A 13,025-nucleotide genomic window follows, 5' to 3' on the forward strand; every position below is an offset into this window, starting at 1 on the left:
TTTTGATTATTTAACCGTAACAATTTCTTATAAATTTGTACTTATTCATCATTAATTAATCATACAGAAATGAAAAAAATATCAATCGCTGTGTTAGCTTTTTCAGGAATGCTCATTTTAGATTCTTGTGGCACTCAGAAACAAGCAACTACAGAAACTACTCCTATTCCAATTGAAGAATTGAAACCAGCAGAACTTCCAGAAAACGGAATTGCCATTGAACTGATGGACAAATCAGTTCGTCCGCAAGACGATTTTTACAACTACGTAAACGGAACTTGGATGAAAACGGCTCAGATTCCTGCGGATAAAGCAAGTTGGGGAAGTTTCAATGAATTAAGAGAAAAAACAGACTTAAATTCTCTTAAAATTTTAGACAATTTGTTGAAAGAAACTTACGCAAAAGGAACTGAAGGTCAAAAAATTCAGGATATTTATGCTACTTACATGGATATGGATAAGCGTAATGCAGACGGAATTGCTCCTATTAAAGGTGATTTAGCAAAAATCGATGCCATTAAAACGATGGCAGATTTACAAAAATATTTAGTAGAAGCTACCAAAACTGGTGATAATCCTTTCTATTCTTGGGGAGTTTATGCAGACCTTAAAAATTCTACAGATAATGCCGTTTACATGGGAGATGTAAACCTTGGTTTAGGAAGAGATTATTATCAAAAAGATAATGAAGAAAACACCAAAACCATCGGTCAATACAAAGATTATTTAACCAAATTATACACGGTTTTAGGATATAAGAATCCAGAAGTTGCGGCTCAAAAAGTAATTGACTTTGAAAAAACTGCAGCACAAACTTTAATCCCTAACGAAAAAATTAGAGATGCTAATCTTCAATACAATCCGAAGACTTTACCAGAACTGAAGACTTTGGTGAAAAATGTAGATTTACCATCTTATCTTAAAAACGCTGGTGTAAATACAGACCGAGTAATCATTGGTGAATTAGATTACTATAAGAATTTAGATAAATTTTTGAATGCTAAAAATTTACCATTCATCAAAGATTTCTTAAAAGTGAAATTATTAAACGGAAGTGCTTCTGTTTTAGACCAAAAATTAGACGATTTACAGTTTGATTTCTACGGAAGAACTTTGAGCGGACAAAAAGAACAACGCGCGATGAATAAACGTGCACTTTCTACCATAAATGGAGTTCTTGGTGAAGCTTTCGGGAAATTATATGTAGATAAATATTTCTCTGCCGAAGCTAAAGCAGAAATGGTAACCTTAATTGATTATCTTAAAAAATCTTACGTTCAGCATATTTCTAATCTTTCTTGGATGAGTGATGAAACCAAAACGAAAGCATTAGATAAATTGTCTAAATTCACTGTAAAAGTAGGTTATCCAGATGAATGGAAAGACTATTCTAAATTACAAGTGCTTTCTAAAAACGAAGGAGGAACACTGTACGGAAATCTTAAAAATGTTTCTTTTTGGGCTTATCAAAAAGAATTAGATAAAGTAGGTAAGAAAGTTGATAAAAAAGAGTGGGGAATGACTCCTCAAACTGTAAATGCTTACTACAATCCGGTAAATAACGAAATCGTTTTCCCTGCTGCTATTTTACAAGCGCCATTCTTTGATTTCAAAGCAGATCCTGCTGTAAATTTCGGCGGAATCGGAGCGGTAATTGGTCACGAAATTTCTCACGGATTTGATGATTCTGGAGCAATGTTCGATGGAGATGGAAACCTTAAAAATTGGTGGACTGATGCTGATAAAAAGAACTTCGAAGAAGCTACTAAAAAATTAGCGGAACAATACAGCAAATATGAGCCAGTAAAAGGAACTTTCGTAAACGGTTTATTTACAAATGGCGAAAATATTGCAGATTTAGGTGGAGTTGCAATTGCTTATGATGCATTACAAATGTATCTTAAAGACAAAGGAAATCCAGGATTAATTAGTGGTTACAACCAAGATCAAAGATTTTTCTTAAGTTGGGGAACCATCTGGAGAACTAAATCTACTGAAAAATACATGATTAATCAGGTGAAAACAGATCCACATTCACCAGGTTTATACAGAGCTTTTGGTCCTCTAGTTAATACAGAATCTTGGTACAAAGCTTTCGAAGTGAAAGAAGGTGACCAGCATTATAAAAAACCTGAAGACAGAATTAAAATCTGGTAGAAAACTAAATTTTTCTTAAAAATAAACAATTTAAACCACAGAATTTTCTGTGGTTTTTTATTATTTATAAATTCAATTGAAACAAATTCAAATTTTTATCAACTAATGATAATAAAACTGATGATTTTATTAAATTTGAACAATTAATAATTAACTATATATGAAAAAAGTACCTTTTCTAGTGCTGGCAGCAGCAGCTGTGCTTACAGTTAGCTCTTGTGCATCACAAAAACAATTACCAGAAAACGGAATTGCTCTTCATTTTATGGATACTTCAGTTCGTCCACAAGATGATTTCTTCACTTATGTAAACGGAAACTGGGTGAAAACGGTAGAAATTCCTTCGGACAAAGCAAGTTGGGGAAGTTTTAATGAACTTCGTGAGAAAACAGACGAAAACTCTTTAGCCATTTTGAATAATATTTTGACAGAGAAATATGCAGAAGGAACAGAAGGCAAAAAAATTCAAGATTTGTACTCTTCTTTCATGAATTGGGACAAGAGAAATGCAGACGGAATTAACCCAATAAAAGCAGATTTAGCAAAAATTGATGCTATTAAAACTGTAGCAGATTTACAAAAATATTTGGTAGAAGCTACTCCAAATGGCGATAATATTTTCTATATGTGGAGAGTAGGCGCAGACCTTAAAGCGTCTAATGATAATGCGATTTATCTTGGCGGTCCAGCTCTAGGTTTAGGAAAAGATTACTATCAAAAAGAAAACGAAGCCAACACCAAAACCCTTGCAGAATACACCAAATATGTTTCGAGCATGTTGACAGTTTTGGGTTATCAAAATGCAAATGAGACTGCTACAAAAATTGTAGATTTAGAAAAGAGATTAGCAAAAACTTTGTTAACCAACGAAGAAGGAAGAGATGCTAATAAGCGTTACAATCCTAAAACCGTTTCAGAGCTTTCAGGGTTGGTTAAAAATGTAGATTTAGCAGGATATTTAAATCAAGTTGGTGTAAAAACTGATAGAGTAATTCTTGGTGAACTAGGATATTTTAAAAACTTTGATGCTTTCGTAAACGAGGCGAATCTTCCTCTGCTAAAAGATTACATGAAATACCACATGCTTTCTGGAAACGCTGGCGTTTTAGATAAAAAACTAGACGATATGCGTTTTGATTTTTACGGAAAATATCTTCAAGGTCAAAAAGAACAACGTGCCATGAACAAGCGTGGGCTAGAAGTAGTAAATGGTATTTTGGGTGAAGCTTTCGGTAAATTATATGTAGAAAAATATTTTCCAGCAGAAGCAAAAGAAGAAATGGTAACCATGGTAGATTATCTTAAAAAAGCATACCATGACCATATCTCAAACCTTGATTGGATGAGTGATGATACTAAAGTGAAAGCTCTTGATAAATTATCGAAATTCAAAGTGAAAATTGCATATCCAGACCAATGGGAAGATTATTCTAAATTAACGGTAAGCCCAGATTCATATTTCCAAAACAGACAAAATATCACGACTTGGAATTATCAGAAAAATGTAGAAAAAATTGGAACAAAAGTAGATAAAACAAAATGGGGAATGACCCCTCAAACCGTAAACGCATATTACAGTGCTTCTAATAATGAAATCGTTTTCCCTGCCGGAATTTTACAAGCGCCTTTCTTTGATTTCAAAGCAGATCCTGCAGTAAATTTTGGAGGAATTGGAGCGGTAATTGGTCACGAGATTTCTCACGGATTTGACGATGGTGGTTCTAGATTTGACGGAGATGGAAACCTTAACAATTGGTGGACAGACGAAGACAGAAAGAAATTTGAAGTAGCTACTGCTAAGCTAGATGCTCAATATTCTGCTTACGAACCAGTAAAAGGAAGTTTCGTAAACGGTAAATTTACCATGGGAGAAAATATTGCAGATTTAGGTGGTGTAAATATCGCTTTTGATGCGCTTCAAATGTACCTTAAAGACAAAGGAAACCCAGGCAAAATCAGTGGATTTGACCAAAATCAAAGATTTTTCTTAAGCTGGGCAACCGTTTGGAGAACCAAAGGAACTGAGAAATTCTACATTAACCAAGTGAAAACAGATCCGCACTCTCCAGGAATGTACAGAGCAGTTGGCCCACTAGTAAATACAGAAGCTTGGTATAAAGCATTTGGTGTAAAAGAAGGTGACAAACATTTTAAAAAACCAGAAGAAAGAATCAAAATCTGGTAATCAATAGAAATTATCAAACCACCGAATTTTCGGTGGTTTTTTTATTAATTTTATCCAATGAAATTTACTGTAGAAAAAAATATAGTTTTAGAAAATCCTGCAACCAAATCTTTTTTGGCTGATGCTTTTGTTCCAGAAAAAGAAGGAAAATTACCACTCGTGATTTTTGCCCATGGTTACAAAGGTTATAAAGATTGGGGTGCTTGGAATTTGGTGGCGGAAAAGTTTGCTAAAAACGGATTTTATATCGTGAAATTTAATTTCTCGCACAATGGAACTTCGCTTGAGAATCCAGGTGATTTTGCAGATTTAGAAAGTTTCGCACAAAATAATTATTCTAAGGAATTGAGCGATTTAGATTATGTAATAGAATATTTTAGTATAGATAATCGAGTAGATGCAGAAAATATTACCTTAATCGGACATTCTAGAGGTGGTGGAATTTCCGTCATTGCTGCTTCTGAAAATTCTAAAATCAATAACATCATCACTTTGGCAAGTGTAGACACATTGAATAGATTTCCTGTTGGCGAAAAATTAGAAGAATGGAAAAATCAAGGTGTTTATTACAATTACAACAGCCGAACCAAGCAACAGATGCCTCATCATATTCAGTTTTTAGAAGATTATTTAGCAAATGAAGATAGATTTTCTGTAGAAAATGCTGCTAAAAATTTTAAAGGAAATTTCTTAATTATTCACGGTTCAGAAGATGAAGCAGTTCCGTATTCTGCTGCCAAAAATTTACATTCATGGGCAGTAAATTCAGAATTGATCTTGGTTGAGAAAGGCAATCATACTTTCGGTGCCAAAGAACCTTGGTTAGATTTTAAATTGCCCACTTTGCTGAATACTGTGGTGAATGATTGTATCAAATTTTTGAAAAAATAAATAGGGTCTTAAACTTCCAAGGTTTAGATTCTTACAGAATGACAAAGGAAATACTTTATTTAAAAAAATCGAAGATTTTTTTAAATGATCTCAGTTTCGGAGGCGTTAAAAAAAAGAATTCAAAATTCGTTTAAAAATTCCTGTTGTTTGAACTCGTCAGAATGACGAGAGAGTTTCAGGGATTTTAGAATTTTAAATTCTTTTTTAGCCGAAGAAAGTGAAGTCTTGATTTTTGATTCTTTTCATCAAGGAAAAGAATATTAAATATTCAAAATCTTCCAAGCTTCTTCTATTTTACTCTCTAAAAGAAGTTTTTGAGCTACTACATGTACCTTTTCATCTGCTGAAAAATTTCCTTGAAGTAGTTGTTCTACATTCGCCAACATTCCTAAATCATTTCCTGTAAAAACGCTAGAATGTTTAATCTCTGAAGGCAACTGATCAAAGCCAATTCCTTTGGTAACCAATGGTTTTGGAACTTCGAATAGTGTTTCTACAGTTGTTCTTCCGTACCAGTTTCCGCCCAATCTAGAAACCAAATCTAGTTTTTTCTGGTCTAGGTTTCCTTCTTCATTTAAAAACTCTTCTCTAATATGAATTTTTAAAACTTCACAGATGACTAAATTTCCAGCGCCACCTTCGTTTCCAAGAGGTTTTACTTCGATGACTTTACATTCAAAATTCACAGGTGATTCTGCAATGAGTGGTGGTTTTACCAATTCTGCTGGGTTTTTAGTTAATCCAGATTTAATAAATTCATCTACACCCGTTTCATATTCTGTAGACGAAAGTGAAACTTGCTGAACCATGTCAAAATTCACATTTCCGATTACAACTTCTGGAACTTCTAGCACATTATGAAGCGTGTCTTTTGTAGAATTATCTCGAACTCTTCTCGCTGGAGAAAAAATTAAAATCGGTGGATTAGAACTGAATAAATTAAAAAAACTAAACGGCGAAAGATTCACATTTCCGTTTTTGTCTATGGTAGAAGCTAGTGCGATAGGTCTCGGAGAAACAGCTGTTTGCAAAATCATTTGTACTTGCATAGGCGACAATTCTGATGGATTGATTGTTTTCATTTTATATTAAAGCGATGAAAGTTATAAATGTTATACAAGTTATGAAAGTTTTACTTTTCATTGATTAATGATTTTTTAAGATTTGTCAGCATTATTCTAATAAAAATTATTTGTTTTTTTATTTCATCATTTAAAGTGATATATTTTAATTTTTCAGCAATTTCTAATTGAGTTTCGAGTTCTGAAAGTGAGCCTTGAGAAATACTAAGAAATCTAAAGAATTCTTGATTTGATTCTCTTCCAGCTCCTTCTGCAATATTGGAAGGAATAGAAATGGCTGCTCTTTTTATTTGATTAGTAAGTATAAATTTTTCTTCATCTGGAAATTGTTCTAAAAGTTTATAGATTTTTACAACAAAATCCATGGATTCTTGCCAAACTTTTAAGTCCTTATGTGAATTTATTTTCGACATATATTATTCTAAAATCTATACTTTTTAACTTTTATAACTATATCACTTTCATAACTTACTTAGCTGGTAAAACTTTTCCTCTTACTTCTCCGAAACCTACTCTTATTCCGTCTTTTTCAGAGAAACCTCTCATAATGATTGTGTCGTGGTCTTCTATAAATTTTCTTTCGGTTCCGTTTGAAAGTTTCAGCGGATTTTGTCCGCGCCAAGTCAATTCTAGCATCGAACCAAAACTATTTTGTTCACTTCCAGAAATAGTTCCAGAAGCATATAAATCGCCAACTTCCACATTGCAACCATTGATGGTGTGATGCGCCAACTGTTGCGCCATATTCCAGTACATGTATTTGTAGTTGCTTTGGCAAATCAGGTTTTCTTCGCCGTTTTCTGGTTGCAAATACACTTCTAGATTAATGTCGAAATTTTTATCTCCTTCAAATTTCAAATAATCTAACACTTCTGGTTCCTGCTTTGGTGTTGCACTTCTAAATGGTTCTAATGCTTCTAAAGTCACCACCCAAGGTGAAATAGACGAACAGAAATTTTTCCCTAAAAACGGACCAAGAGGAACATATTCCCAACTCTGAATGTCTCTAGCACTCCAATCATTGAAAATCACCATTCCGAAAATAGCGTCTTCGGCTTCTTGGGTAGAGATGCTTTCTCCAATTTCTGTGTTTTTATTCAATACAAAAGCCATTTCTAGTTCAAAATCCAATTGTTTTGAAGCTCCAAAAATCGGTTTTTCTGCATCAGCCGGTTTCATTTGACCTTTTGGTCTGTGAAAATTAATTCCCGAAACCACGATAGACGAAGCGCGACCGTGATAACCTACTGGTAAATGTTTCCAGTTCGGGAGCAATGCATTTGCAGGGTCACGAAACATTTTTCCCACATTGGTAGCGTGTTCTATGCTGCTGTAAAAATCAGTGTAATTCTGTACGTGAAGTGGCATCATCATTTGTACTTTATCTAAATCATAGAAACATTCTTCTATGGTTTTTTCGTCATGAGAAAGTGATGAACCTTCTAATAAAAGTTCCTGAATTTTTAAACGAACAGCATTGGTTACTGGTTTTCCTAGTTCTATAAATTCATTGAGCGTGTACGCTTCGAAAACGTTTTCATTTAACCCTTCTATCTCGTCAAAAAATCCGTAATCGTATAAAGTAGCAAGGTCTATGACCAAATCGCCAATTCTGGTACAACAAGCAATGTATTCTCTGTTAAACACCGCTACACCAAAAGGAATATTATGAATAGAAAAATCTGAATTTTGAGGATAATTTATAAAAGATTTCATGTCTTAAAATTTGTTTTAAAGATATAAAAAAGCCCGAAAACAAAAGAATTTCGGGCAATATTTCATGATTTTTTATTTTACCAGCGTTGTGTCAATCCACTTTTCATTATTATTCATGTTGATTAAGAAAAGGATACCGTCTCTTTCTTGAATCATGAAGTTATATGTAAGCGGAATACCAATTTTTTGACCTTCTAAAACGTCTGCTCTTACAGAAATGTAATTGTTATTTCTAATGAAATCACCAGAATACAGTTTGGTCGTTTTGCTCTCAGCAGAAGTATCATTTATTAATTCTACTATATTGATATTTTTATCTGCTAAAAAACTTACAACGTGTTTGTATACCAAAGTTCCTTTATTCTGAATCAGCACAAAGGTTTTTCCTTCTAAATTCACATTCAGTACTCTTTTTTCTACCTCTCTTTCTTTTAAAAGGCGGTCTAATTTTGCATTAATGTCTTCGTAGTCTCTAGTATTCGTTTTTTGAGCGAATGAAAAAGCGAATGAAAAGATGGTGAAAAATAAAAATATTTTTTTCATAATTTATAGGTTGCCTCTTCTGGCTTGTTCTCTTTCTAATGCTTCAAATAATGCTTTGAAATTACCAGCTCCGAAGCTTTGCGCGCCATGTCTTTCTATAATTTCGTAGAAAAGAGTAGGGCGGTCTTCTACAGGTTTTGTGAAAATTTGTAATAGATAACCTTCTTCGTCACAGTCGATTAAAATTCCTAAGTCTTGAAGTTTTTTAATGTCTTCATCTATTGTTCCCACTCTTTCAGGAACCATTTCGTAGTAGGCTTCTGGCGGTGCTGATAGAAATTCTACCCCTCTCGCTTTCAATTCTGTTACTGTTTTTATAATATCTTTGGTCGCTACTGCGATATGCTGAACACCTTCTCCTTCGTAGAAATCTAGATATTCTTCTACCTGAGATTTTTTCTTTCCTTCTGCTGGTTCATTAATAGGGAATTTAGCAAATCCGTTTCCGTTGCTCATTACTTTTGACATGAGTGCAGAATATTCGGTGTTAATTTGCTTATCGTCAAAACTTAAAATATTCACAAATCCCATTACTTCTTCGTACCATTTTACTACAGGAATCATTCTGTCCCAACCTACATTTCCTACGCAATGGTCTACATAAAGCAATCCACAATCCGAAGGGTTATAATCAGATTCCCATTTTTCGTATCCTGGCATAAATGGCCCGTCGTAATTTTTTCTTTCGATGAACATGTGAACGGTTTCGCCGTAGGTATAAATTCCAGACATTTTTACCTCGCCGAATTCATCTTTTAGCGTTTTTGGTTCCATGTAAGGTTTTGCACCACGATTTGTGGTTTCTTCAAATGCTTTATAGGCATCATCAACCCATAGTGCAAGAATTTTCACACCATCACCATGTTTTCTTTGGTGCTCACAAATTGGTGAATCCGAAGATAAACCAGAGGTAAGAACCAATCTTATTTTACCTTGTTGAACTACATAAGAGGCTCTGTCTCTTACGCCAGTTTCTGGTCCTGCATAAGCTACGCTCTGAAAACCGAAAGCAGTTTTGTAATAATGGGCTGCTTGTTTAGCGTTTCCTACATAAAATTCTATATAATCTGTTCCGTTTATAGGAAGAAAATTCTCTGCCTGCGCTATTTTTTCGGCAAAAGTAAGTGTGCTCATTTTTCTCTTTTTATTTGGAGTTTGTTATGTGCCAAATTACAAATATTGTGTGATGCGCACAAAAAAAATCAACAAAACCTATCTTTTTGATAGGTTTTATTATGTTATAATGCGTGTGATTTAAATCGTTCGAAGCAGAATTTATCGAGCATTTCTCTGTCATCAGGATGGGCAATGTCTATGAGAAGTTTTGCACGCTGTCTCATGTTTTTTCCATACAAATAAGCTACTCCATATTCTGTTACCACATAGTGAATATGACCTCTGGTTGTTACTACACCAGCTCCTTCTTTTAGGTAAGGAACAATTCTAGGAACTCCTTTTTTGGTTCTAGAAGTAAGGGCAATAATAGGTTTTCCACCTTCAGAAAGTGCAGCGCCACGAATAAAATCCATTTGTCCGCCAATTCCTGAATATTGATACGTTCCGATAGAATCTGCACACACTTGACCTGTTAAATCTACTTCTATAGCAGAATTGATGGCTACTAATTTTTTGTTTCTTCTAATGATGGATGGATTGTTTACATGGGTAACATCCATAAACTGGAAGGAAGGATTGTTGTCGATAAAATCGTATAATTTTTTTGTTCCAAAACAAAACGCAGTAATGGTTTTATTGAGGTGTGTTCCTTTATATTTATTATTTACCACGTCATTCGCAACTAAATCTATTATTCCGTCACTAATCATCTCGGTGTGTACACCTAAATCCTTGTGATTGTGAAGTGAACTTAGAACCGCATCTGGAATCGTACCAATTCCCATTTGAAGCGTAGATTTATCTTCTACCATTTCGGCAATATATTTTCCGATGGTTCTTTCATCATCAGAAACTTTTGCTGCGTAATCTACCGTTAATAAATCGGTTTCATGCCACACCATTTTATCAATTCTTTTCACATGAAGCATAGAATCTCCTAGCGTTCTTGGCATTTTAGGATTTACCTGTGCAATCACATATTTTGCAGAATCTACGGCGCTTCTCGCTACATCTATAGAAGTTCCTAGTGAACAGTAACCATGCTGGTCTGGTGGCGAAACATGAATAATAGCTACATCTAATGGAAGAATATTGTTTTTAAATAAAATAGGAATTTCACTCAAAAAAACAGGAACAAAATCTCCTCTGTCACTGTTTACCGCTTCTCTTACTGGTGCCGAAACAAAAAGAGAGTTGATGTAAAAACTGTCTCTATATTCTGGTTTTGCGATTTCTACTTCACCTTGAACGGTGATGGAAACCACCTCTACATCTCTTAATCTGTGGGCTTGCTTTGCTAATTCCGAAATCAAATAATTAGGAGTACAAGCACTCCCGTGAAAAAATATTCTTTGGTTGCTCTGGACAAGTGATAAGGCTTCTTCTGCCGTGACGTAATTATACATAATATAATCGTTTTTATGTTTCTAAACTTTTCAATTTTCTCTGTTTCCCAAAGTTACATTTTTATGAAGAATGTAAAAGATGAGATTTATCAAATAAACTTCTGATTTTTTGATAATATTGACCTGTTTTTGTGCTAAAGTGCATAAAAATAGGAATTTTTAACCCATAAATTTTTTAAATGTTTATTCGGGTTTTTACTCTTGACTTCTGTCGTGTAAATAATTTTCTTCGGTGTCTAACCAACTGGTAGCGTATGATTTATCTTCCACTTTCATCGCTTCTTCTGTAATTTTAAGTGGTCTGAAAGGATCTATCATTACCGCATATTCTTCGGTGAATTTTTTGCCAATGCTTCTTTCCATCGCGCCAGGATGAGGTCCGTGAACAATTCCGCCAGGATGAAGGGTAAAGTCTATTAAGTCAATATGATTTCTGCTCATAAAATCTCCTTCAGTGTAAAAAAGAACCTCGTCTGAATCTATATTGGAGTGGTTATAAGGTGCAGGAATCGCTTGAGGATGATAATCGTACATTCTTGCCACAAAAGAACAAATCACAAAATTATGTGCTTCAAAATTCTGATGAATGGGTGGTGGTAAATGCACTCTTCCAGTAATCGGTTCAAAATTTTTGATGTTGAATTTATAAGGATAGAAATAACCGTCCCAACCTACCACATCAAAAGGATGTGTAGCGTAAATAAAATCCCAAATCAAGTTTTCTTTTTTTACTTTAATCAGAAATTCTCCTTTTTCGTCTTTGGGTTCTACAAAAGTGGGTGCGATAATATCTCTTTCGCAAAAAGGTGAATGTTCCAGCAATTGCCCAAACTCATTTCTGTATCTTTTTGGCGTATAAATTGGTGAATGTGCTTCTAAAAAGAAAAAAACATTTTCTGTAGTTTCTAAATCTACTTGATAAATAGTTCCTCTTGGAATGATAAGGTAATCTCCTTTTTCGAAGTCTAAATTACCTACAAAGGTTTTCAGTGTGCCTTTTCCTTCGTGTACGAAAAGCAGTTCATCACATTCTGCATTTTTATAAAAATAATCTGTAGATTTTTTAGGCTTTGCTAAGCCCATTTTTAAATCGTTGTTTAACAACAAAACTTTTCTACTTTCTAAATAATCATTTTCGGGAGTTACTTGTACACCTTTAAACATTCTTGGAGTAATGTTTCTGTCTACAGCAATTTTTGGAGTAACATCTTTTGGCGAACCAATAGATTTAATCTGTGTAGGTCTGTGAATATGATACAGTAACGAAGAGATTCCGTGAAAACCTTCAGTCCCAAAAAGCTGTTCGTAATAGAAATTCCCTTCCTCGGATTTAAAAATGGTATGCCTTTTTTGCGGAATTTTTCCTAATGTGATGTATCTCATTTCTACTGGTGTTCTGATTTTCCCAAATATAATAAAATTTAGAAATCTCACTCCATAAAAAACTCCCGACGAAATTCGGGAGTATAATAGAAATGAGTTAAGACGAAAAATTTAAGTGTTGATATAGTGGGTAAGATTTTCGATGACGTCTTTTTGGTGCAATAAAACCTCGTCTAGAAGGTCTTTTACAGAAATTAGACCGATGAGTGTTTCATTTTCTACCACTGGCAAATATCTCACATTGAGTTGAGTCATGATTTCCATACATTTTTCGATGGGGTCATTTTTAGAAAGTTTTGGGAGGTCTGTTCTCATAATTTCTCTTACCGGAAGTTGCTTAGAACTTTTGTTGAGGAGAACAACTTGGCGAGCGTAATTTCTCTCCGAAAGAATGCCGAGATATCGTGTTCCATCCATTACAATAACAGAGCCTATGTTTTTGTCTGCCATTAATTTTAAAGCTTCGAAAACGGTTTTTTCAGGTTCGATGATGGCGAGTTCTCTTGATTTTCTATCAAGAATGTGTTTTATAGTTCTCATATTCAT

Annotated in this window: 11 protein-coding genes; 3 read left to right on the top strand and 8 right to left on the bottom strand. The window is 34.2% G+C overall.

The window, feature by feature from the left end; all coding sequences use genetic code 11:
* The first annotated feature begins 69 nt into the window (after positions 1-69).
* The 3 genes from N7277_RS06155 to N7277_RS06165 all read left to right on the top strand — a co-directional run bounded on the left by N7277_RS06155 (position 70) and on the right by N7277_RS06165 (position 5,233).
* Positions 70-2,157 carry a M13 family metallopeptidase gene (locus N7277_RS06155; protein ID WP_274778710.1) on the top strand — a complete coding sequence of 696 codons (2,088 nt, stop codon included), beginning with the start codon at positions 70-72 and terminating at the stop codon, positions 2,155-2,157.
* Between the two features lie 160 nt (positions 2,158-2,317).
* Positions 2,318-4,342, top strand: a complete 2,025-nt coding sequence (locus tag N7277_RS06160; RefSeq protein ID WP_274778711.1) for a M13 family metallopeptidase — start codon at positions 2,318-2,320, stop codon at positions 4,340-4,342.
* Between the two features lie 57 nt (positions 4,343-4,399).
* A complete protein-coding gene (locus N7277_RS06165; protein ID WP_274778712.1) occupies positions 4,400-5,233 on the top strand; it encodes an alpha/beta hydrolase family protein in 834 nt (277 codons plus the stop codon).
* 260 nt (positions 5,234-5,493) lie between these two features.
* Here the strand turns inward: N7277_RS06165 and N7277_RS06170 are convergent, their stop codons facing one another.
* The 8 genes from N7277_RS06170 to N7277_RS06205 all read right to left on the bottom strand — a co-directional run bounded on the left by N7277_RS06170 (position 5,494) and on the right by N7277_RS06205 (position 13,019).
* Positions 5,494-6,315, bottom strand: coding sequence for a flavin reductase family protein (locus tag N7277_RS06170; RefSeq protein WP_274778713.1), 822 nt, complete (start codon positions 6,313-6,315; stop codon positions 5,494-5,496).
* Positions 6,316-6,365: 50 nt separating this feature from the next.
* Positions 6,366-6,728, bottom strand: a complete 363-nt coding sequence (locus N7277_RS06175) for a four helix bundle protein (protein ID WP_274778714.1) — start codon at positions 6,726-6,728, stop codon at positions 6,366-6,368.
* A 55-nt stretch (positions 6,729-6,783) separates the two neighbouring features.
* The gene (fahA, locus tag N7277_RS06180) at positions 6,784-8,031 is read right to left on the bottom strand and encodes a fumarylacetoacetase (protein ID WP_274778715.1); all 1,248 of its coding nucleotides are present in this window, start codon (positions 8,029-8,031) and stop codon (positions 6,784-6,786) included.
* 72 nt (positions 8,032-8,103) lie between these two features.
* Positions 8,104-8,574 carry a hypothetical protein gene (locus N7277_RS06185; RefSeq protein WP_274778716.1) on the bottom strand — a complete coding sequence of 157 codons (471 nt, stop codon included), beginning with the start codon at positions 8,572-8,574 and terminating at the stop codon, positions 8,104-8,106.
* Positions 8,575-8,577: 3 nt separating this feature from the next.
* Complete coding sequence (gene hppD / locus N7277_RS06190; RefSeq protein ID WP_274778717.1) at positions 8,578-9,708, bottom strand: 4-hydroxyphenylpyruvate dioxygenase; 1,131 nt, start codon at positions 9,706-9,708, stop codon at positions 8,578-8,580.
* A 104-nt stretch (positions 9,709-9,812) separates the two neighbouring features.
* The gene (locus N7277_RS06195; RefSeq protein WP_274778718.1) at positions 9,813-11,096 is read right to left on the bottom strand and encodes an acetyl-CoA hydrolase/transferase family protein; all 1,284 of its coding nucleotides are present in this window, start codon (positions 11,094-11,096) and stop codon (positions 9,813-9,815) included.
* Positions 11,097-11,291: 195 nt separating this feature from the next.
* Positions 11,292-12,479: a homogentisate 1,2-dioxygenase gene (locus N7277_RS06200; RefSeq protein ID WP_274778719.1), complete on the bottom strand. Its 1,188-nt coding sequence runs from the start codon at positions 12,477-12,479 to the stop codon at positions 11,292-11,294.
* A gap of 111 nt (positions 12,480-12,590) precedes the next feature.
* On the bottom strand, positions 12,591-13,019 hold the full coding sequence (locus N7277_RS06205; protein ID WP_274778720.1) for a CBS domain-containing protein: 429 nt from the start codon (positions 13,017-13,019) through the stop codon (positions 12,591-12,593).
* Positions 13,020-13,025: the final 6 nt, after the last annotated feature.

It is taken from the genome of Cloacibacterium sp. TD35 (assembly GCF_028864635.1).
In the GTDB taxonomy this organism is placed as follows: domain Bacteria; phylum Bacteroidota; class Bacteroidia; order Flavobacteriales; family Weeksellaceae; genus Cloacibacterium.

What these genes read in the sequence shown, in the direction of transcription:
- N7277_RS06155 (WP_274778710.1), top strand. Translation starts at nt 70, where the DNA reads ATGAAAAAAATATCAATCGCTGTGTTAGCTTTTTCAGGAATGCTCATT.
- N7277_RS06160 (WP_274778711.1), top strand. Translation starts at nt 2,318, where the DNA reads ATGAAAAAAGTACCTTTTCTAGTGCTGGCAGCAGCAGCTGTGCTTACA.
- N7277_RS06165 (WP_274778712.1), top strand. Translation starts at nt 4,400, where the DNA reads ATGAAATTTACTGTAGAAAAAAATATAGTTTTAGAAAATCCTGCAACC.
- N7277_RS06170 (WP_274778713.1), bottom strand. Translation starts at nt 6,315, where the DNA reads ATGAAAACAATCAATCCATCAGAATTGTCGCCTATGCAAGTACAAATG.
- N7277_RS06175 (WP_274778714.1), bottom strand. Translation starts at nt 6,728, where the DNA reads ATGTCGAAAATAAATTCACATAAGGACTTAAAAGTTTGGCAAGAATCC.
- fahA (WP_274778715.1), bottom strand. Translation starts at nt 8,031, where the DNA reads ATGAAATCTTTTATAAATTATCCTCAAAATTCAGATTTTTCTATTCAT.
- N7277_RS06185 (WP_274778716.1), bottom strand. Translation starts at nt 8,574, where the DNA reads ATGAAAAAAATATTTTTATTTTTCACCATCTTTTCATTCGCTTTTTCA.
- hppD (WP_274778717.1), bottom strand. Translation starts at nt 9,708, where the DNA reads ATGAGCACACTTACTTTTGCCGAAAAAATAGCGCAGGCAGAGAATTTT.
- N7277_RS06195 (WP_274778718.1), bottom strand. Translation starts at nt 11,096, where the DNA reads ATGTATAATTACGTCACGGCAGAAGAAGCCTTATCACTTGTCCAGAGC.
- N7277_RS06200 (WP_274778719.1), bottom strand. Translation starts at nt 12,479, where the DNA reads ATGAGATACATCACATTAGGAAAAATTCCGCAAAAAAGGCATACCATT.
- N7277_RS06205 (WP_274778720.1), bottom strand. Translation starts at nt 13,019, where the DNA reads ATGAGAACTATAAAACACATTCTTGATAGAAAATCAAGAGAACTCGCC.